General features: G+C 67.4%; 20 protein-coding genes. 16 read left to right on the top strand and 4 right to left on the bottom strand.

Features of this window, described 5'->3' with window-relative positions; translation table 11 throughout:
• Nucleotides 1–123 precede the first annotated feature (123 nt).
• From ACQHIV_RS36170 to ACQHIV_RS36150, 5 genes are read left to right on the top strand one after another with little or no spacing between them, the layout of a single operon-like run.
• On the top strand, nucleotides 124–1,353 hold the full coding sequence (locus tag ACQHIV_RS36170) for an ABC transporter substrate-binding protein (protein WP_427888823.1): 1,230 nt from the start codon (nucleotides 124–126) through the stop codon (nucleotides 1,351–1,353).
• A 16-nt stretch (nucleotides 1,354–1,369) separates the two neighbouring features.
• The gene (locus tag ACQHIV_RS36165) at nucleotides 1,370–2,308 is read left to right on the top strand and encodes a carbohydrate ABC transporter permease (RefSeq protein WP_427888822.1); all 939 of its coding nucleotides are present in this window, start codon (nucleotides 1,370–1,372) and stop codon (nucleotides 2,306–2,308) included.
• Between the two features lie 10 nt (nucleotides 2,309–2,318).
• A complete protein-coding gene (locus tag ACQHIV_RS36160; protein WP_427888821.1) occupies nucleotides 2,319–3,119 on the top strand; it encodes a carbohydrate ABC transporter permease in 801 nt (266 codons plus the stop codon).
• 15 nt (nucleotides 3,120–3,134) lie between these two features.
• The gene (locus ACQHIV_RS36155) at nucleotides 3,135–3,902 is read left to right on the top strand and encodes a ThuA domain-containing protein (protein ID WP_427888820.1); all 768 of its coding nucleotides are present in this window, start codon (nucleotides 3,135–3,137) and stop codon (nucleotides 3,900–3,902) included.
• Nucleotides 3,895–4,971, top strand: coding sequence for a Gfo/Idh/MocA family protein (locus tag ACQHIV_RS36150; protein WP_427888819.1), 1,077 nt, complete (start codon nucleotides 3,895–3,897; stop codon nucleotides 4,969–4,971). Before ACQHIV_RS36155 ends, ACQHIV_RS36150 begins: the two co-directional genes overlap by 8 nt.
• A gap of 180 nt (nucleotides 4,972–5,151) precedes the next feature.
• Here ACQHIV_RS36150 and ACQHIV_RS36145 read toward each other — a convergent pair whose 3' ends face one another.
• A complete protein-coding gene (locus ACQHIV_RS36145; protein WP_427888818.1) occupies nucleotides 5,152–6,012 on the bottom strand; it encodes a LacI family DNA-binding transcriptional regulator in 861 nt (286 codons plus the stop codon).
• A 57-nt stretch (nucleotides 6,013–6,069) separates the two neighbouring features.
• On the opposite strand from ACQHIV_RS36145, the gene ACQHIV_RS36140 reads away from it, so the two are divergent.
• The 10 genes from ACQHIV_RS36140 (at nucleotide 6,070) to ACQHIV_RS36095 (ending at nucleotide 15,039) form a co-directional block, all read left to right on the top strand.
• A complete protein-coding gene (locus ACQHIV_RS36140) occupies nucleotides 6,070–7,293 on the top strand; it encodes an ROK family transcriptional regulator (RefSeq protein WP_427888817.1) in 1,224 nt (407 codons plus the stop codon).
• 200 nt (nucleotides 7,294–7,493) lie between these two features.
• Nucleotides 7,494–9,146 carry an ABC transporter substrate-binding protein gene (locus ACQHIV_RS36135; protein WP_427888816.1) on the top strand — a complete coding sequence of 551 codons (1,653 nt, stop codon included), beginning with the start codon at nucleotides 7,494–7,496 and terminating at the stop codon, nucleotides 9,144–9,146.
• Nucleotides 9,146–10,135 (top strand): ABC transporter permease, encoded by a 990-nt coding sequence (locus ACQHIV_RS36130; protein WP_427888815.1) that lies wholly within the window; start codon nucleotides 9,146–9,148, stop codon nucleotides 10,133–10,135. The genes ACQHIV_RS36135 and ACQHIV_RS36130 overlap by 1 nt, the downstream gene beginning before the upstream one ends.
• 9 nt (nucleotides 10,136–10,144) lie before the next feature.
• On the top strand, nucleotides 10,145–11,077 hold the full coding sequence (locus ACQHIV_RS36125; protein ID WP_427888814.1) for an ABC transporter permease: 933 nt from the start codon (nucleotides 10,145–10,147) through the stop codon (nucleotides 11,075–11,077).
• Nucleotides 11,074–11,913 (top strand): ABC transporter ATP-binding protein, encoded by an 840-nt coding sequence (locus ACQHIV_RS36120; protein WP_427888813.1) that lies wholly within the window; start codon nucleotides 11,074–11,076, stop codon nucleotides 11,911–11,913. The genes ACQHIV_RS36125 and ACQHIV_RS36120 overlap by 4 nt, the downstream gene beginning before the upstream one ends.
• Nucleotides 11,910–12,710: an ABC transporter ATP-binding protein gene (locus tag ACQHIV_RS36115; protein WP_427888812.1), complete on the top strand. Its 801-nt coding sequence runs from the start codon at nucleotides 11,910–11,912 to the stop codon at nucleotides 12,708–12,710. Before ACQHIV_RS36120 ends, ACQHIV_RS36115 begins: the two co-directional genes overlap by 4 nt.
• Before the next feature lie 96 nt (nucleotides 12,711–12,806).
• Entirely contained in the window at nucleotides 12,807–13,277 is a 471-nt protein-coding gene (locus ACQHIV_RS36110) for a hypothetical protein (protein WP_427888811.1), read from the top strand.
• A 202-nt stretch (nucleotides 13,278–13,479) separates the two neighbouring features.
• On the top strand, nucleotides 13,480–13,638 hold the full coding sequence (locus ACQHIV_RS36105) for a hypothetical protein (RefSeq protein WP_427888810.1): 159 nt from the start codon (nucleotides 13,480–13,482) through the stop codon (nucleotides 13,636–13,638).
• Nucleotides 13,635–14,174, top strand: coding sequence for a DUF6879 family protein (locus ACQHIV_RS36100; RefSeq protein ID WP_427888809.1), 540 nt, complete (start codon nucleotides 13,635–13,637; stop codon nucleotides 14,172–14,174). Before ACQHIV_RS36105 ends, ACQHIV_RS36100 begins: the two co-directional genes overlap by 4 nt.
• Complete coding sequence (locus ACQHIV_RS36095; RefSeq protein WP_427888808.1) at nucleotides 14,125–15,039, top strand: helix-turn-helix domain-containing protein; 915 nt, start codon at nucleotides 14,125–14,127, stop codon at nucleotides 15,037–15,039. Before ACQHIV_RS36100 ends, ACQHIV_RS36095 begins: the two co-directional genes overlap by 50 nt.
• Before the next feature lie 34 nt (nucleotides 15,040–15,073).
• Here the strand turns inward: ACQHIV_RS36095 and glmM are convergent, their stop codons facing one another.
• The 3 genes from glmM to rplM are packed head-to-tail and all read right to left on the bottom strand — an operon-like array spanning nucleotide 15,074 to nucleotide 17,428.
• Nucleotides 15,074–16,420, bottom strand: coding sequence for a phosphoglucosamine mutase (gene glmM, locus ACQHIV_RS36090; RefSeq protein ID WP_427888807.1), 1,347 nt, complete (start codon nucleotides 16,418–16,420; stop codon nucleotides 15,074–15,076).
• 7 nt (nucleotides 16,421–16,427) lie between these two features.
• Nucleotides 16,428–16,949, bottom strand: coding sequence for a 30S ribosomal protein S9 (rpsI, locus tag ACQHIV_RS36085; RefSeq protein WP_141854750.1), 522 nt, complete (start codon nucleotides 16,947–16,949; stop codon nucleotides 16,428–16,430).
• A gap of 35 nt (nucleotides 16,950–16,984) precedes the next feature.
• A complete protein-coding gene (gene rplM / locus ACQHIV_RS36080) occupies nucleotides 16,985–17,428 on the bottom strand; it encodes a 50S ribosomal protein L13 (protein WP_131286311.1) in 444 nt (147 codons plus the stop codon).
• A gap of 289 nt (nucleotides 17,429–17,717) precedes the next feature.
• On the opposite strand from rplM, the gene ACQHIV_RS36075 reads away from it, so the two are divergent.
• Nucleotides 17,718–19,004, top strand: a complete 1,287-nt coding sequence (locus ACQHIV_RS36075; protein ID WP_380197907.1) for a citrate synthase — start codon at nucleotides 17,718–17,720, stop codon at nucleotides 19,002–19,004.
• Nucleotides 19,005–19,068 lie beyond the last annotated feature (64 nt).

Here is a 19,068-nt window from a genome sequence, read left to right as displayed (position 1 = left end):
AGGTGTGTGACGTAGGGAACATAGTCCTTCAACACCTCAGTTAAGCGGTTTACCGCCAAATCCACAAGCAACTACCCACCGCCCCTCGTCCATCGGTTAAACGCTTTGAAGGAGTCCGATGTCATGATCAGCAAGCGGATCGCCGCCGCGCTGGCGGGTGCGACGACGGTGTCGCTCCTGCTCGGCGCCTGCGGCAACAACGGCGGCGGCCAGGCGGCCGGCTCCGGCGACAGCGTCAAGAGCCTCACGATCCTGGACTACTACAACAACGATCCGGACAAATCCCTGGTCCAGAAGGGACTCGACGGCTGCGCGACGCAGCTCGGCATCACGATCCAGCGGGAGACGGTGCCTGGTGACACCTTGATCCAGAAGGTGCTGCAGCAGGCGTCGTCGAAGACGCTGCCGGACGTACTGATGCTCGACAACCCCGACGTACAGCAGATCGCCGCGACCGGTGCGCTCGCTCCCCTGAACGACATGGGCCTGAACGGCGACGGCGTCATCAAGGGCATGGTCGACGCGACGTCGTACCAGGGCAAGCTCTACGGGCTGGCGCCGGTGACGAACACGATCGCGTTGTTCTACAACAAGGACATGCTCGCCGAGGCGGGCGTGCAGCCGCCGAAGACCTGGGACGAACTGAAGGCCGCGGCCAAGAAGCTCACCAAGCCAGGCCGGTACGGGATGGCCTTCAACGCGAACGCGACGTACGAAGGGTCCTGGCAGTTCCTGCCGGCGATGTGGACCAACGGCGGCGACGAGACCGACCTGACCAGCCCCGCGGTGGCAGAAGCCCTGCAATTGTGGGTGGATCTGGTGAAGGACGGCTCGGCGTCGAAGAGCGTGATCAACTGGACCCAGGGCGACGTCAACGACCAGTTCATCGCCGGCAAGGCCGCGATGATGGTCAACGGCCCGTGGCAGATTCCGGCGCTGAACAAGAACCCCAAGATCAAGTGGGACGTGGTCACGTTCCCGCTGAACAAGCCGGACCAGACCCCGGTCGCGCCGCTCGGTGGTGAAGCCTGGACGGTCCCGCTGAACAAGGACCAGGCCAAGCAGCAGAAGGCCGCCGACTTCGTGAAGTGCCTGAACTCGGACGAGAATGAGCTCGCCTGGGCGAAGGCCCGGTTCACTCTCCCGACCAAGCTCGCGCTGCTCGACCAGTACGCCAAGGACGTGCCGTCGATGAAGGCCTTCGCCGAGCAGGTGAAGACCGCCCGGGCGCGGACCGGCAAGCTCGGCGACAAGTGGCCGGACGCCGCCAAGGTGATCTACCAGGCGATCCAGCTGGCGCTGACCGGCAAGGCCACCGCGCAGGACGCGTTCAAGCAGGCGTCCGGCGGCTGATCGGCGGGATGACAATATGGTGACGCTCACACGGACCAGAGTGGCCGGCCGCGCGAAGGTGCGCGGCCGGCACCACCGGGGCGAGAGCCTGACCAAGGTGCTGTTCGTTCTGCCGGCGGCGGTCGCGATGCTCGCGCTGTTCGGCTACCCGGTGGTGAAGAACCTGCTGATGAGCCTGCAGGACTACGGGCTGAAGACGTTCTTCACCGGCGTCGCGCCCTGGGTCGGGCTGCAGAACTACCAGACGGTCGTGACCGACAAGCTGTTCTCCGACGCGATGCTGAACACGGCACTGTTCACGATCGGGTCGATCGCGTTCCAGTTCGCGATCGGGCTCGGGCTGGCACTCTTCTTCCGGAACCGTTTCCCGCTCAGCGGCGTACTGCGGTCGTTGCTGCTGCTGCCGTGGCTGCTGCCGCTGATCGTGTCGAGCGCGACCTGGCGCTCGATACTCGAGCAGGACAGCGGAATTCTCAACAGAACGCTCTTGGGGCTGCACCTGATCGGCGATCCGGTGCCGTGGCTGAACTCGCCGTCGGTCGCGCTGATCGCGGTGATCGGCGTGAACATCTGGATCGGCATCCCGTTCAACGTGACGCTGCTGTACTCCGGCCTGGCGGAGATCCCGGACGAGTTGTACGAGGCCGGCCAGCTGGACGGCGCGACCGGGTGGCGCTCGTTCTGGTACATCACCTGGCCGAACCTGCGCTCGGTGGCGAGCGTGCTGCTGATGCTCGGCGTGGTCTACACGATCAAGGTCCTGGACATCATCCTCGGCCTGACCGGCGGCGGTCCCGCGAACGCGACGCAGACGCTGGCCACCCAGTCGTACGAGAAGTCGTTCGTGGACTTCCGGTTCGGCCAGGGCGCGGCACTGTCCAACATCCTGATCGCGATCTCGTTCGTGTTCGCGATCTTCTACCTGCGCGGCACGCGCAAGGCCGTCGATGAGTAAGGGAGGTGCGATGCGACGTACGGCGTACACCGTCATCGGGGTGCTGATCCTGTGCGTGATGCTGTTCCCGGTCTACTGGATGCTGAACGCCTCGCTGCAGCCGTCCGGGAACACGCTGACGGCCGGCTTCCTGCCGTTGCATCCGACGTTCTCCGGGTACCAACGGGCGCTCGACGAGCAGGGCGGGAACCTCGTCACCAGCCTGATCATCGCGGCCGGAACCGTCGTCCTGAGCCTCGCGATCGCGACGCCGTGTGCGTACGCGCTCTCGCAGTTCCGGTCCCGCTGGGTGTCGATCGGGCTGCTCGCGATCCTGATCTCGCAGATGATCCCCGGCATCGTGATCGCGAACGCGCTCTACACGGCCTACGAACGGATCGGGCTGCTGAACTCGATCCCGGGGCTGATCATCGCGAACTGCGCCAGCGGGATCCCGTTCGCGATCCTGATCCTGCGGTCGTTCATGCTCTCGCTGCCGCCGTCTCTGGTGGAGGCCGCCCGGGTGGACGGCGCCGGGCTGTTCCGGGCGTTCGTGGCGATCGTGCTGCCGATCAGCAAGAACTCGCTGATCACCGCCGGACTGTTCAGTTTCCTGTTCTCCTGGAGCGATTTCCTGTTCGCGCTGACGCTCACCACCAAGGGCGGCGTCCGGCCGGTGACGCTCGGGATCTACCAGTACCTCGGCACCCAGGTGCAGAACTGGAACGCGGTGATGGCGACCGCGGTGCTCTCGGCGGTCCCGGCCGTCGTACTGCTGGTCGCCGCACAGAAGTACATCGCCGCCGGTGCCATCGGCGGAGCCGTCAAATAACCCTTAAGGACAACGATGAAGATACTGGTCTGGGGCGAGAACCGGCACGAGCAGGTCGAGCCGCACGTCCGCGAGATCTACCCCGACGGCATGCACGCCACCATCGCGGCCGGCATCGCCGAGAACCTGCCCGACGCGCAGGTCTCCACCACGACGCTGGACGAACCCGAACACGGTCTGACCGAGGACGTTCTCGCCGAGACCGACGTACTCGTGTGGTGGGGGCATGCCGCGCACGGTGAGGTCGACGACAAGGTGGTCGACCGGGTGTACCAGCACGTGCTGTCGGGTATGGGGCTGGTCGTGCTGCACTCCGGTCACTGGTCGAAGATCTTCGGCAAGCTGATGGGTACGACGTGCACGCTCCGCTGGCGCAGCGAGCGGGACCGGGAACTGGTCTGGACGGTCAACCCCACGCACCCGATCGCGCAGGGCGTGCCGCACCCGATCGAGATCGAGCAGCAGGAGATGTACGGCGAGTACTTCGACATCCCGGTGCCGGACGAGCTGATCTTCGTGTCCTCGTTCTCCGGCGGCGAGGTGTTCCGCTCCGGCTGCACGTTCCGCCGCGGGCACGGGAAGATCTTCTACTTCTCCCCCGGCGACCAGGACTACCCGGTTTACCACCACAAGGACGTCCGTAGGGTGATCGCGAACGGCGCCGCCTGGGCCCGGACCGACCTGCCGAAGCGGGAACTGCCGACGCTGCTGCGGTACGAGACCGACGATTTCTTCAACGGACACGGGTACACCGGACCCATCGAGGAGCCTGCCGATGCCTGAACCCCTACGCCTGCTGCAGGTCGGAGCCGGCGGCATGGGCCGCGCCTGGCTGCGCACCATCGCCGCCAACCCTTCCGTACAGTTGGTCGGCCTGATCGACCTCGACGTGAACGTCGCCCGCGCCGCAGCCGACGAGAACGGCCACCCCGACGTACCCGTCGCCGGCTCGATCGATGAACTCGCTGTTGATTTCGAGGCACTCATCGACGTGACTGTGCCGGTAGCGCATCCGAAAGTCAGCGTAGAAGCACTCCTCCGCGGAGTCCCAGTACTGTGTGAGAAACCGCTGGCCGAAACGGTCCGTGAATGCCTTGTCATGGCCGCGGCGTCTGAAGTCAGCGGGAAGTTGCTGATGGTGTCGCAGTCCCGGCGGTACTTCCGCGCAGTCAACGCCTTCCAGAAGCAGCTCGCCGAGCTCGGGCCGATCGGGACGCTGTCGTGCGAGTTCTACAAGGCGCCGCACTTCAGCGGTTTCCGCGAGCGGATGGCGGAGCCGCTGCTCGTCGACATGGCGATCCACCAGTTCGACCTGTCCCGCAAGCTGATCGGGTCGGAGCCGGTGTCGGTGTACTGCGACTCGTACAACCCGTCCTGGAGCTGGTTCGACGGCAACGCGGCGGCGTCCGCGATCTTCACGTACGCCGACGGCACCCGCTTCACGTTCGTCGGCAGCTGGTGCGCCCCGGGCCTCGAGACATCGTGGAACGGGCTGTGGCGCGCGAGCACCCCCGGCGGTACGGCGACCTGGGACGGCGACAACGCCCCCGTCGCAGAACCCGCCGTACCGGCCCCCCTCGGCGACGAGCCCGAGGAGATCGCCGGCTCCCTAGCGGAGTTCGTCCACGCGATCCGTACGTCGACCACACCCCAGTCCGAGGTCCACTCGAACGTCATCAGCCTCGCCATGGTCGAAGCCGCCGTACGCTCCGCGAACACCGGCGTACCCGTCCGCATCACCGACATCATCACCGACGCGTACACCGAAGCGCTGGCCTCAACCCAAAACCCCGACCTACTAGCAGCCCTCAAGTCCTGGCCCGACCCACTGGAGGCAGTCGGCCACGCCTAACCCCTGCACCGCTCGCGGCGCTGAGCGGTGCAGGTAGCAGCGCCGCGCCGCGGCGCGGCGCGAGGAAGGTAGCCGCTCCGCGGCGCGAGGGAAGTAGCCGCTCCGCGGCGCGGTGAACTTAGTAGCGCCGTGGTGCGGTGAAGTTAGCAGCGCCGTCGTGCGGTGAAGTTGGGGCGAGCTCTACCGCGACCGTGACGGGGCCGCCGGCGACGGCGGTGCGGTGGAGCGGTCCAGGCGGATTGTGGGTTTGGGGACCTGGTAGGTGGTGGGGGCGGCGCCCTGGATGACGTTGAGGATTGCTTCGCCGACGATGGTCCCCAGGCCGTGGACGTCCACGGTGACGACGCTGAGCGGTGGTGTGGCCAACCGCGCCACCGCGGTGTCGTCCCAGGCGATCACCGACAGCTGTTCGGGGACCGCCACCCCCAGCTCCTTCGCCGCCGCCAACCCACCGATCGCCATCAGGTCGTTGTCGTAGACAACCGCCGTCGGCACCCGGCTCCCGGTCAGCAGCTGCTGCATCGCGTCCCGCCCGGACTCCTCCGAGTAGTCCCCCTCGATCACCCGCGCCCGCACGTCCCGCTCCGCGCACGTCGCCATGAACGCGGCGTCCCGCGCCTGGCAGTGCAGCATGTCCCGCGGCCCGCTCACCCGGGCGATGTCGGCATGCCCGAGATCCGCCAGCGCCCGGACCGCCGCCCGCGCACCTTCGGCGTTGTCGACCAGCACGTTCGTGATCGGCGCCTTCAGCTCCGGCCCGCCGAGCAGCACCGCCGGTACGCCGAGCCGCTGCAGCTCGTCGAGCCGCGGATCGGTCGCCCGCAGGTCCACCATCACGATCCCGTCGACGTGCCGGTTGGGCACCCAGCGCCGCCAGATCTCGATCTCGGCGGTAATGTCCGCGGCGAACTCGATCAGCAGACTGCAGCCGCGCCCGGCGAAGACCTCCTCGATCCCCTGGACGACGTCGGCCATGAACGGCTCCATCCCGAGCAACCGCCCGGGACGCGCCAGGACCAGCCCCGCGATCCGCTCATGCATACACTGCCCTCCAAGGCCACCGAGCCACTATATTCACAGACCTAACAAACCCGACAGATGGCGGATGTTCCCATGCAGCAGGCCGGCGACGCGTCGTACGCCCCGGGGTACGACCCGGCACCGACGAACAGCCGTGCCGTCATTGTGGACAGCATCCGCTCCGCGGGCACGGTCAGCCGGGTCGAACTCACCCAGATCACCGGCCTCACCGCCCCTTCGGTCACCACCCTGGTCCGGCGGCTGATCGACGACGGTCTGGTCGACGAGGCCGGCCGCGGCTCGTCCACCGGCGGCAAGCCTCGCACGCTGCTCCGGATCCGCGCCGCCGCCCGGTACGTCGTCGGCGTCCACCTGAGCCCCGACAGCCTGACGTACGTGCTGGTCGACTACGCGGGCGGGGTGCTCGCGCGCTGGCGGCGGGCCGGGCCGGGCGACGAGAGCGACCCGGAGCAGGTGGTCGAGCGGATCGCCGCCGAGACCACCGAACTGATCGAGCGGGCGGGCGTCGACCCGGGGCTGATCCTCGGGCTCGGGTTCGTCTGCCCCGGCCCGCTGATCCGCAACCTGGGTGTCACCTCGGCGCCGCCGAGCATGGCGAGCTGGGTCGGCTTTCCGATCCACCAGCGCCTGGAGGAGCGGCTCGGCCTGCCGGCGTTGCTGGAGAACGACGCGACCGCGGCCGCCGCGGGGACCAGGCTCACGACCAGCCATGACGTGTCGGTGATGGCCGGGCTGTTCATGAGCGAGGGCATCGGCTCCGGCCTGCGGCTGAACGGCCACGTGTACCAGGGCGCACACGGCAACGCCGGCGAGGTCGGCCACATCTGCGTGCAGATCGGCGGCCCGCGGTGCTGGTGCGGGAGCACCGGCTGCCTGGAGGCGATCGCCGGTCCCGCGACGGTGGTCGCGAAGGCCCGGGCCGCGGGCCTCGACCTCGGGTCCCAGCGGCGTACCGGGGTCGCGGCGTTCGCCGCCATCGCCAGGCTCGCGCTGACCGGGGACTCGCGGGCCGAGGCGATCCTCAAGGACTCGGCGTCCTGGCTGGCGCTCGGCGCGCAGGCGATCACCAACATGTACGACGTCCAACTGCTGGTGCTGACCGGTCCCGCGTTCGCGGTGGCCGGGACGATCTACCTGCCGATCATCCAGGACCGGATCATGAGCTCCGCCTTCGGCCGGGCCGTGAACACCGAGGTCGTGCTGGACGAGCGCGGCCACGACGCGGCGGCGATCGGCGCCGCGCTGATGATGCTGCGCTCCGAGCGCGCGATCTCCGCCTGAGTCGAGCCCAGCAAACCCTTTCCAGGCACTCCCGGTGTCGAAATCGTTACCGCGCTGACCTCTTGCGCCTTCTTTGTTAGGCGAACTAAGTTACGGCCAGCTTCCCTGGCGGGTGCCGGGTGACGCGTTCGAAGACCGCGTTGGAAAGGAATCGATCAATGCTCCGGAACCCGACGAGAAGGACCCGCGTACGGCGCCTGGTGAGCGCCGCAGCCGTCGCGACCGTCACCGCCGTACTGCTCGCCGCCTGCAACAGCGCCGCCACCGGCAACCAGGGCACCACCAAGGACGCCTCGATCACGGTCGCGGCCGGCGACATCACCACCGAGAACTTCAACCCGTTCAGCAGTACGGCGCTGCAGCCGACGCTCGGCGTCATCTACGAGCCGCTGTACTGGTACAACTTCGCGAAGCAGTCCGAGCCCACGCCCGTCCTCGCGTCGAGCTTCTCCTGGAACGCCGCCGGTACCGAGCTGACGATCAAGACCCGCCATGACGTGAAGTGGAACGACGGCCAGCCGTTCACCGCGAAGGACGTGGCTTTCACGTTCAACCTGGTCGCGAAGACGCCCGCGCTGAACCCGTCCGGCCTCGCCGCGACCGCGAAGGCGACCTCCGACGACACCGCCGTACTGACGTTCAAGTCCAAGTCGCTGATGCAGGAGCCCGCCGTCCTCGCCAACCAGGCGATCGTGCCCGAGCACATCTGGAAGGACATCAAGGACCCGACGACGAACCTGAACAAGGATCCCGTCGGCACCGGCCCGTTCAAGGTGAAGTCGTACACGCCGCAGAGCTTCGTACTGACCAAGAACGACCAGTACTGGGAGGCGGGCAAGCCCACGATCAAGGAGGTCCGGTACCTCCCGGTCACGTCCGCGGACGCCGCGAGCGCCGCACTCGTCGCGGGCAAGGTCGACTGGGCGAGCGCCTACCTGCCGGGGATCGACAACATCATGAAGTCCGGCAAGAACCTCACCTACGTGAACACCCCGGTGATGACGACCGTCATCGTGACCTGCTCGAACTCCGCCCTCGGCTGCACCGGCCCGCAGACCGATCCCGCCGTCCGCAAGGCGATCTACCTGGCGATGAACCGCGAGCAGCTGGCGAAGCTCGCCGGCGGCGGTGTCGCGGGCGTCGGCTCGCCGACCATGCTGCTCCCGGGCCGCGACGACCAGTGGATCGCGGACGCCGGTACAGCGAAGCTCCCGCAGAGCGCCGACACCGACGCGGCGAACAAGGCCCTCGACGCGGCCGGCTGGACGAAGGGCAGCGACGGCGTCCGGACGAAGGACGGCAAGCGGCTGTCGCTGACCGTGCAGACCGTCACCGGGTGGAGCGACTACATCCTGATCAACGACACCCTCAAGCAGCAGCTCGCCGCGGTCGGCATCGAGCTGAAGCCGAGCCAGGTGTCGTGGAACGAGTGGAACGCCGCGCAGACCAACGGCAAGTTCCAGCTGTCGCTGGACTCGGTCGGCCTCGGCGCGTCCACGAACCCGTACTTCACCTACGACAGCAAGCTCGCCACCACGAACACCGCCCCGGTCGGCAAGAGCGCCTCCGCCGGTAACCAGTCCCGCTTCTCGAACCCCGCCGTCGACGCCGCGCTGACGGCGGCCGCCGGTACGACGGACCAGGCCGCGCAGAAGGCGGCGTACGCGAAGATCCAGGGCATCATCGAGGACCAGCTGCCCTACATCCCGGTCTACGTGAACTCGATGCTGACCGAGTTCAACACCTCGCGCGCGACCGGCTGGCCGACCAAGGACAACCTCTACGTGCTGCCCGCGGCCTGGAAGGCGTGGGACGCCGGCATCGTCCTCAAGACGATCAAGCCCGCCAGCTGATGCGCTACCTGCTCCGGAAACTCGCCTTCTACGTGGTGGCGCTCTGGGCGGCGCTGACGCTGAACTTCCTGATTCCCCGGCTGATGCCGGGGAACCCGGTCGACCTGATGCTGTCGAAGCTCGCGACGAAAGGCCCGGTCACGCCGACCACCCGGACCGCGATCCAGGCACTGCTCGGCACGGACACCAGCTCCTCGCTCTGGACGCAGTACTGGCGGTATCTGCACCACCTGGTGACCGGCGACCTCGGTACGTCGATCGCGTACTTCCCGGCGCCGGTCTCGCAGGTGATCGGGCAGACGCTGCCGTGGACGGTCGGGCTGATCGGGATCGCGACCGTGATCTCGTTCGCGGTCGGGATCCTGCTCGGCCGCGCGGCCGGCTGGCGGCGCGGATCGTGGATCGACAACCTGATCCCGTTCACCACGATGCTGCAGTCGGTGCCGTACTTCTGGCTCGCCCTGCTGCTGCTCTTCCTGCTGGCCAGCAGCTGGCCGGCGTTCCCACTGAGCGGCGGGTACGACGTGTACTCCGTGACGCCGAGCTGGAGCCTGCCGTTCCTGCGGTCGGTGCTGTACCACGGCGCGCTGCCCGCGCTGACGATCGTGATCTCGTCGATCGGCGGCTGGATGCTCGGGATGCGGAACATGATGGTCTCGACGCTGTCCGAGGACTTCGTCGTGACCGCCGAGGCGAAAGGCCTGACCCCACGGCGGATCCGGTCCCGGTATGTGGCCCGGAACGCCGTCCTGCCCTCGGTTTCCGGCTTCGCGATCTCGCTCGGCTTCGTGGTCGCCGGCTCGATCGTCACCGAGGCGGTGTTCGGGTACCCGGGCATCGGGTCCGCGCTGCTGCTTGCCGTCGGCAACAACGACTACGCGCTGATGCAGGGCGTCTTCCTGATCATCACGCTCGCCGTCCTCGGCGCGAACCTGCTCGTCGACCTCCTGTACGGCGTCATCGACCCCCGCACGCGTGCGCGGTCCTGAGGAGGCTCCATGGCTCTGACAACTGAAGGGGCGGTGCAGGCCGCCACCGCGGACGGGCCGTCGCCGGTCGCGCCCACCCGGCGCCGGCTCCTGCCCATGACGCTCAAACTTGGCGTCGGCCTGACGATCGCCGGCGTGATCGTCCTGTTCGGCGTGCTCGGTCCGTTCCTGGTCGGCAATCCGTCGACGGTCCGCGACGTCGGGCTGGCCGGCCCGGGTCACGGGTTCATTTTAGGCACCACCCAGAGCGGGCAGGACGTCTTCGCACAACTCGCGTACGCCACCCGCGGTTCGCTGATCATCGGCGTCGTGGTCGGGGCGATCACGCTGCTGCTGTCGTCGTTCTTCGGGGTCGTCGGCGCGTTCGTCGGCGGCTGGGCGGACGAGGCGTTCTCGCTGTTCACCAACATCATGCTGGTGATCCCGGGGCTGCCGTTGGTGATCGTGATCTCCAGCTACGTACCGAACAAGTCGATCTGGCTGGTGGCCGCCGTACTCGCGATCACCAGCTGGGCCGGGTCGGCCCGGGTACTGCGCGGGTTCACGCTCAGCGTACGGAGCCGGGACTACGTGCTCGCGGCAAGGATCGGCGGCGAGAAACGCTGGCGGATCCTGACCGTGGAGATCCTGCCGAACCTGATCCCGCTGCTCGCCTCGCAGGTGGTGTTCGCGGTGATCTTCGCGATCCTCGGCGAGGCCGGGCTGTCGTTCCTCGGGCTCGGCGCCTCCGGGTCGTTCACCTGGGGCACGATGCTGTTCTACGCCCAGAACGGGCTGGCGCTGCGGCTCGGCGCCTGGTGGTGGTTCGCACCGCCGGGGCTCGCGATCGCGCTGTTCGGCGCGGCGCTGTCGCTGATCAACTTCTCGATCGACGAGATCATCAACCCGAAGCTGCGCTCGCAGACGCGTGCCGAACGCAACAAATGGAGCGTGCAGGCATGACCGTACTGAGCATCGAGAACCTGAGCATCGACTACCTGGCCGAGACCACGGTGCACGCCGTCCGGGACGTGTCGCTGACGTTGGAGCGCGGCGAGATCCTCGGCCTCGCGGGAGAAAGCGGCTGCGGAAAGTCCACGCTGGCGTACGCGATCACCCGGCTGCTGAAGCCGCCGGCCCGAATCACCGGCGGGCGGGTGGTGTTCTCGTCCCGCGAGGGGTACGACATCGACCTGTCGGCGCTGACCGGCAACGACCTGCGCGCGTTCCGCTGGGACAAGATCGCGATGGTCTTCCAGGGCGCGATGAACTCGCTCAACCCGGTACTGCGGATCTCCGAGCAGCTCGAGGACGTCTTCGTCACGCACCGGCCCGAGCTCGGCCGGACGGAACGGCGCGAGCGCTGCGGCGAACTCCTCGAACGGGTCGGCGTCGACCGCGACCGGCTGCGCGCGTACCCGCACGAACTGTCCGGCGGGATGCGGCAGCGCGTGATGATCGCGATGGCGCTCGCGCTCGAACCACAGGTCCTGATCATGGACGAACCGACGACCGCGCTCGATGTCGTCGTACAGCGGGAGATCCTCCGGGAGATCACCCGGCTGCGCGCCGAGCTCGGGTTCGCGGTCGTCTTCATCACCCACGATCTGCCGCTGCTGCTGGAGATCAGCGACCGGATCGCGGTGATGCGGGAGGGCGTGATCGTCGAACTGGACGATGCGCTGACGCTGTACACCAAGCCTCAGCACCCGTACACGAAGCGGTTGCTGTCGTCGTTCCCGAGCCTGACCGGTGAACGCGGCGCCTTTGTCCGCACCGGCGCCGAGGAGGCCCTATGAGTGCGCTCGAACTGCGCGACGTGGTGAAGGAATACCGGCTGCGCAACGGCCTGCGGAGCACCCGGCTGCGCGCGGTCGACCAGGTCAGCTTCGAACTACAGCCCGGCCGGACCATCGCGCTCGTCGGCCAGTCCGGCTCGGGAAAGTCCACGATCGCGAAGCTGCTCCTGCAACTGGAACGGCCGACCTCCGGCGAGATCCTCGTCGACGGCAAACCGATGCAGTACCGCGGCGCGGCGGCGGCGACGTACCGCAAGGCCGTCCAGATGGTCTTCCAGGACCCGTTCGCGTCGCTCAACCCGTACCACTCGATCGCCCACCACCTGGCCCGCCCGGTGAAACTCCACCACCCCACGTTCACCCGCGCCCAGGTCGACGAACGCGTCCTCGAACTCCTCCACCGAGTCCGCCTCGACGAAACCTACGCCCACCGCAAACCCCACGAACTCTCCGGCGGCCAACGCCAACGCGTAGCCATCGCCAGAGCCCTCGCCCCCGAACCAGCCATCCTGGTAGCCGACGAGCCGGTCTCGATGCTCGACGTCTCCATCCGCCTGGGCGTCCTCAACCTCCTAGCCACCCTCCAACGCGAGGAAAACCTAGGCGTCCTCTACATCACCCACGACCTCGCCACCGCCCGCCACTTCAGCGACGAAATCCTGGTCCTCTACCAAGGCCAGCTAGTAGAACAAGGCCCCGCCGACGACGTAATCCTCAACCCCCAACACGAATACACCCAACTACTGGCCGAAGCCGCCCCCGCCCCCGAACGCCGCCTCACCCAACTGAAGGAATGAGGAGGACGACGGCAGGGCCATGCACCTGAGCTGTATCAGCGGGCAGTGGAGCCGGGTCTCTAGGTATTGGCTCCACTGTGTTCCCGAGGGGGAATGATGCCCGAACAGCTCGACAACTCAGAACAGATCCCGGCTCAGCCGTACCTGCCTGGCACGGGCCCCGGGATCCCGCGCTACAGGCAGCCGGACCCGCCTCATCCGACGCCTCCGTCCGCAGCACAGCCGACCCACGCCACCCCGCCGATACCCCAGCCCCAGCCCCAGCCCCAGCAGTTCTACCAGCCCGCGCCCTACCAGCCGTTCCCGCCGATGATGCCCATGCAGCAGATCAAGGCGAAGAATCCCGGGTTGGCGTGCGTTCTCAGCATCCTGGTCCCTGGCCTCGGACAGTTCCTCAACGGCGACATCGGGCTCGGCATCGGCATGTTCGTCGTGGCCGGTATTGCCTGGTTCAGCCTGCTCTGGGTGATCGGCTTCCTGCTTCTGCCCGCCGTCTACATCTGGTCCGCCGTCGAGGCCTACAACGCCGCGCAGCGCTGGAACACCCAGCACGGAGTCCTGTCCTGACTACCCGACTGGATGCAGAGACGCGCGTGGAGGTCAGGGCTCGGCACGCACACCTCTGCGCTCGGGGTACTACTCGACATCGAGCCATTCGGCTCCGGCCGCGACGGCGGTCCAGCTGTCAAGCCGGAGCAGCTTGGGTTGACCAAGGATCATTTGCCTGCCACGGTTGAGTGACCGACTCATTTCGAATCAAGAAGGCGAAATGCGACTCATCCACTGTGCAGGACCGTGCGCGGAGTTGGTCGACGCCGAGGCGCGTGCGCAGCTGAGTCGGACGCCTACGCACGAGACGGTCGTGCTCGTACCACGGGAGTTGCTGATGGAGTACGCGCGGAGCGCACAGGTGGAGAGCGATTCGTGAACTTCGAGGAATTCGACGCGTACTTCGATCGCTTCAACGCGGATGTCTTCCGGCTCGAAAATCTCCAGACGTACACCGTCGGCGAGGGGGACGAGGTCGCGGCCCATCTGAGGGGAGATCCAGCACCCGAGCGGTCCGTCCGTACGTCGCCCTGGCTGGCACGGATCGCGGTGACAACGGTTGCGGGTAAAAGCTGGCAGCGCGTGCATGTCGTCGACCATCCGCTGTCGGACTACCTGCGGTACGAGTTGGCGCGGTACGTCGAATCGCAGGCGGCAGGCGAGCAGGTCTGGATCGTGGACCGCACGGTCGACGAGGCCCTCACTGAACTCGGGGAGGACTTCTGGTTGTTCGATGCCGACTCGCCGGGTGCGTACGTCGTGCTGATGCACTACGACGACGACGGGCATTTCGTAGGCTTCGACCACACCACGGATCCCGCCGTACTGGAGCGCTGCCGGAAGGAACGCGAGCTGGTACGACGTCATGCGATCGACCTCAACACCTACCTGGCCGAACGGAAGGCAGAGCTGTAACTGCGTGCGTACTCCGGATCAAACTCCACGAACTCCGCGCCAGCACATCGGCGCGGAGCTCCGACGGCTGCGGACGATGGCCGGCGTGAGCGGACGCCAGCTGGCCCAACGGACCGGTCTCAGCCAGTCGCGGGTGAGCCGGATCGAGCGCGGCGACGCACTCGCGTCGGTTCCCGAGCTGACGATGTGGCTGGAGCAGTCCCGCGCGTCCGAACGCCTCGAGCAGATGATCGCGGCGACCGAGGCAGCACTGAACCAGACCGACGCGTGGCACGAGTTCGCGCAGGAAGTCAGCTTCGCCGAGATGCAGGAACAGGTTCGGCACCGCGAGGAAACAGCACGCACCCAGCTGTCGTTCCTGTCGTCGCTGGTTCCTGGGCTGCTGCAGACGGCCGAGTACGCGCGGCTCGTCTTCGTCGCGTCGGATCTGACCGGCGAGCAGGACTGTGCGGCGGCTGTACAGCGGCGGCTTGATCGGCAGCAGATTCTGTACGACCAGTCGCACAGGTTCGAGTTCATCCTCACCGAGGCGGCCCTCAGATGGCGGCCCGGACCACGCGAGCTGATGGTTGCGCAGCTGGACCGCATCGCCAGCGTGGCGACGCTCAGCAACGTGACCATCGGCGTCGTTCCGCTGGACGTCGAAGCGCGCGCGATTCCCTGGCACGGGTTCACTCTGAACGAGGACGTCGACGACGGTGAGCCGTTCGTCCAGGTCGAGACGATGCACGCCTACCTGACGGTCGAACGGCCGGAGGACGTGGACGTCTACCGACGGCAGTACGCCGTACTGCGGGACTCGGCGCTCGTCGGGCAGCAGCTCGCGGACTTCCTGGGCACGCTCCGCGCCGAAATTCAGGCGTAAACGAAAAGTGCGCCGGATTTCTCCGGCGCACCTTTCAGAGCTTCAGGGAGGTGGCGACGACGTCGGCCAGTGCGTGGGCTATTTCGTGGGCCGTGTCGGAGGACTCGGCTTCGACCATCACTCTGACGAGGGGTTCCGTGCCTGAGGGGCGGAGGAGGACTCGGCCGGTGTCGCCGAGGCGGGTGGTGGCCTCGGTGACGGCGGTTTGGACGGCCGGGTCGGTGCCGGCGCGGGTCTTGTCGACGTTCTTGACGTTGACGAGGACCTGCGGGAGGCGGGTCATCGCGCCGGCCAGGTCGGCGAGGGACTTGCCGGTCTGGGCGACCCGGGCGAGCAGGTTGACCGCGGTCAGGGTGCCGTCGCCGGTGGTGGCGTGGTCGGAGAGGATCACGTGCCCGGACTGTTCGCCGCCGAGCTTGTGGCCGCCCGCCTTCATCGCCTCCAGGACGTACCGGTCGCCGACCTTGGTCTGCTCGACCGCGATCCGCTCCCGGACCATCGCCTGGACGAACCCGAGGTTGCTCATCACGGTCGCGACCACGGTGTCGTTCGACAGCCGGCCGCTGTCCCGCATCGCCAGCGCCAGTACGGCGAGGATCTGGTCGCCGTCGACGAGTTCGCCGTTCGCGTCCACCGCCAGGCAGCGGTCCGCGTCGCCGTCGAGCGCGATGCCGACGTCCGCACGGTGCCCGACGACCTCACGCTGCAGGCCCTCGATGTGGGTGGATCCGCAGTTCAGGTTGATGTTCAGCCCGTCCGGCGCGGCGCCGACCGTGATCACCTCGGCACCCAGCCGGCGGAGCGCCTCCGGGGCGGTCTCCGAAGCGGCGCCGTTCGCGCAGTCGATGACGACCTTCAGCCCGTCGAACCGGTTCGGCGCCGAGCGGACCAGGTGCGCGACGTACGTCTCGAAGCCCTGGCCGTCGTCGGTCACCCGACCGACGTCGGCACCGGTCGGACGCTGCCATTCCTCGCCCATCCGGGCCTCGATGGCGTCCTCGATCACGTCGTCGAGCTTGATCCCGCCGCGGGCCAGGAACTTGATGCCGTTGTCGGGCATCGGGTTGTGGCTGGCGGACAGCATCACACCGAGGTCGGCACCGGTCGAACCGGTCAGGTACGCGACGGCCGGGGTCGGCAGTACGCCGAGCCGGACGACGTCGACGCCTGCGCTGGCCAGACCGGCCACCACGGCGGCTTCCAGGAACTCACCACTGGCACGCGGATCCCGCCCTACAACGGCGCGTGGCCGGTGCCCTTCGAAGGCACCGGCCTCGCCGAGTACGTGAGCTGCCGCGACCGAGAGGTCGAGCGCCAGCTCCGCGGTCAGGTCCACGTTCGCCAGGCCACGGACTCCGTCCGTACCGAACAAACGCCCCATCAGATGATCAGCGCTTGCTGTACTGAGGCGCCTTACGGGCCTTCTTGAGACCGGCCTTCTTGCGCTCCTTGATCCGCGCGTCGCGGGTGAGCAGACCGGCCTTCTTCAGACCCGGGCGGTTCGCCTCGAGGTCCGCCGCGTTCAGGCAGCGGGCCACACCGAGCTGCAGCGCACCGGCCTGGCCGGTGATGCCGCCGCCGTTGATCCGGGCGATCACGTCGTACGAGCCCTCGAGGCCCGCGACGACGAACGGCTCGTTCACGTGCTGCTGGTGCACCTTGTTCGGGAAGTAGACGTCAAGGTCCTTGCCGTTGATCTTCCACTTGCCGGTGCCCGGGACGATCCGCACGCGGGCGACGGCCTCCTTGCGGCGACCAGTGGCGCCGGCCGGGTTGATGACCGCGACCCGACCCGTCTCGGCGCGCTGCTCCGGGGCCGGGTTGGTCTCGGAGGTGTAGGCGACCGGGCCCTCGCTGTCGATGGGGACCTCGGGGTCGAACTCTTCGGTCTCGGTGGTGATGTCGCTCACGCTGTGAATCCTCGTTTACCTGGTTCGTCGATCGCTTACTGGGCGATCTGGGTGATCTCGAACGGCTTCGGCTGCTGGGCCGTGTGCGGGTGCTCCGGACCGGCGTACACCTTCAGCTTGGTGAGCAGCTTCCGGCTCAGGCGGTTCTTCGGGAGCATGCCCCAGACGGCCTTCTCCACGGCCTTGCGCGGGTCCTTGTCGAGGATCTCGCCGATCGGCGTGGCGGTCAGACCACCCGGGTGACCCGAGTGGCGGTAGGCCAGCTTGTCGGTCCGCTTCGTGCCGGACAGGGCCACCTTGGAGGCGTTGACGACAACGACGAAGTCGCCACCGTCAACGTGCGGGGCGAACGTCGGCTTGTGCTTGCCGCGCAGCAGGGTTGCAATCTGGACGGCGAGCCGACCGAGCGTGACGTCGGTGGCGTCGATCACGTGCCACTCGCGAGTGACGTCAGCAGGCTTCGGGCTGTACGTGCGCACGGTCGTTGACCTTCGTTTCTCAGAGATTGACTAGAACTGGACGTCGGCGAGCGGTCAGCCGACGAGACGAAGACGTCTGTACTGGACCTGATACGCACAACAGCAGCCCAGAATACCGGCGACGGCCCACGCGGGTCAAAGTGAGCTGACCCGCCGAACCGACCCCGGCTTGGAACGAGCTGAGGACCGCACTAGTTTAGCGGTGAAGATTGCAGTCCAGACCCGCGTCCCGCCGGCTGATCTACCCTCATTCATCCAGGCGATGACGCCAGCTTCCGAAGAGGGCATCGTGACCGAACAGTCGCTCACCGTCCGGGACAACCGGACCGGCAAGGACTTCGACCTTGCCATCACCGATGGCACCATCCGTGCCGCAGATCTCAAGCAGATCAGTGCAACCGACGGCGACGGTGGCCTGGCCACCTACGACCCGGGCTTCGTCAACACCGCCTCGACCCGGTCGTCCGTCACCTTCATCGACGGCGACAAGGGCATCCTCGAGTACCGCGGGTACCCGATCGAGCAGCTCGCCGAGCAGTCCAACTACCTCGAGGTCGCGTACCTGCTGGTGAACGGCGCGCTGCCGAACAAGGCGGAGTACGAGGCGTGGGCGCACGACGTGACGTATCACACGTTCGTGCACGAGAACCTGAAGACCTTCATGCAGGGCTTCCGGTACGACGCGCACCCGATGGGCATGCTGCTCGCCTCGGTGGGCGCGCTGTCCACGTTCTACCCGGAGTCGCGGGAGATCTTCAACGAGGAGTCGCGGGCGCTGCAGATCCGCCGGCTGATCGCGAAGATGCCGACGCTGGGCGCGTTCGCGTTCCGGCACGCCCAGGGCAAGCCGTACGTCTACCCGGACAACGAGCTCAGCTACGCCGCGAACTTCCTGTCGATGCTGTTCAAGATGAGCGAGCCGAAGTACGCCGCCGACGACCGGCTGGTGCGGGCGCTCGAGATCCTGTTCATCCTGCACGCCGACCACGAGCAGAACGCCTCCACCAACGCGGTCCGGGCGATCGGCTCCACCCAGGTCGACCCGTACAGCGCGGTCACCGGCGGCATCGCGGCGCTCTACGGCCCGCTGCACGGCGGCGCCAACGAGGCCGTACTGAAGATGCTCCGCCGGATCGGCACCGTCGACAACGTGCCGGCGTTCATCGAGGGCGTCAAGAACGGCGAAGAGCGGCTGATGGGCTTCGGCCACCGGGTCTACAAGAACTACGACCCGCGCGCGAAGATCATCAAGAAGGCCGCCGACGACGTCTTCGAGGTCACCGGGATCAACCCGCTGCTCAAGATCGCCGTCGAGCTGGAGAAGATCGCACTCGAGGACGAGTACTTCGTCTCCCGCAAGCTCTACCCGAACGTCGACTTCTACTCGGGCCTGATCTACGAGGCGTTGCAGTTCCCGCCGGAGATGTTCACCGTGCTGTTCGCGATCCCGCGGACGTCCGGCTGGCTGGCCCAGTGGCTGGAGATGCTCGGCGACAGCGACCAGAAGATCGCCCGCCCGAAGCAGATCTACACCGGAGCACGCGGCGTCCAGTACGTCCCGATGGGCGACCGCTGACCAACCCCCACCCCAGCCGCCGCGAAACCACCGTTTCGCGGCGGCTGGTCTTTGTATCTGGTCG

Origin of the sequence: Kribbella polygonati (assembly GCF_050320105.1) — a bacterium.
Lineage (GTDB): Bacteria > Actinomycetota > Actinomycetes > Propionibacteriales > Kribbellaceae > Kribbella.
The sequence above is the reverse complement of the archived record's forward strand: the minus strand, read 5'-3'. Positions and strand labels throughout refer to the sequence as shown.

Coding starts and splice junctions, on each gene's coding strand:
- ACQHIV_RS36170 (WP_427888823.1), top strand. CDS start 124: ATGATCAGCAAGCGGATCGCCGCCGCGCTGGCGGGTGCGACGACGGTG.
- ACQHIV_RS36165 (WP_427888822.1), top strand. CDS start 1,370: ATGGTGACGCTCACACGGACCAGAGTGGCCGGCCGCGCGAAGGTGCGC.
- ACQHIV_RS36160 (WP_427888821.1), top strand. CDS start 2,319: ATGCGACGTACGGCGTACACCGTCATCGGGGTGCTGATCCTGTGCGTG.
- ACQHIV_RS36155 (WP_427888820.1), top strand. CDS start 3,135: ATGAAGATACTGGTCTGGGGCGAGAACCGGCACGAGCAGGTCGAGCCG.
- ACQHIV_RS36150 (WP_427888819.1), top strand. CDS start 3,895: ATGCCTGAACCCCTACGCCTGCTGCAGGTCGGAGCCGGCGGCATGGGC.
- ACQHIV_RS36145 (WP_427888818.1), bottom strand. CDS start 6,012: ATGCATGAGCGGATCGCGGGGCTGGTCCTGGCGCGTCCCGGGCGGTTG.
- ACQHIV_RS36140 (WP_427888817.1), top strand. CDS start 6,070: ATGGCGGATGTTCCCATGCAGCAGGCCGGCGACGCGTCGTACGCCCCG.
- ACQHIV_RS36130 (WP_427888815.1), top strand. CDS start 9,146: ATGCGCTACCTGCTCCGGAAACTCGCCTTCTACGTGGTGGCGCTCTGG.
- ACQHIV_RS36125 (WP_427888814.1), top strand. CDS start 10,145: ATGGCTCTGACAACTGAAGGGGCGGTGCAGGCCGCCACCGCGGACGGG.
- ACQHIV_RS36120 (WP_427888813.1), top strand. CDS start 11,074: ATGACCGTACTGAGCATCGAGAACCTGAGCATCGACTACCTGGCCGAG.
- ACQHIV_RS36115 (WP_427888812.1), top strand. CDS start 11,910: ATGAGTGCGCTCGAACTGCGCGACGTGGTGAAGGAATACCGGCTGCGC.
- ACQHIV_RS36110 (WP_427888811.1), top strand. CDS start 12,807: ATGCCCGAACAGCTCGACAACTCAGAACAGATCCCGGCTCAGCCGTAC.
- ACQHIV_RS36105 (WP_427888810.1), top strand. CDS start 13,480: ATGCGACTCATCCACTGTGCAGGACCGTGCGCGGAGTTGGTCGACGCC.
- ACQHIV_RS36095 (WP_427888808.1), top strand. CDS start 14,125: ATGCGATCGACCTCAACACCTACCTGGCCGAACGGAAGGCAGAGCTGT.
- glmM (WP_427888807.1), bottom strand. CDS start 16,420: ATGGGGCGTTTGTTCGGTACGGACGGAGTCCGTGGCCTGGCGAACGTG.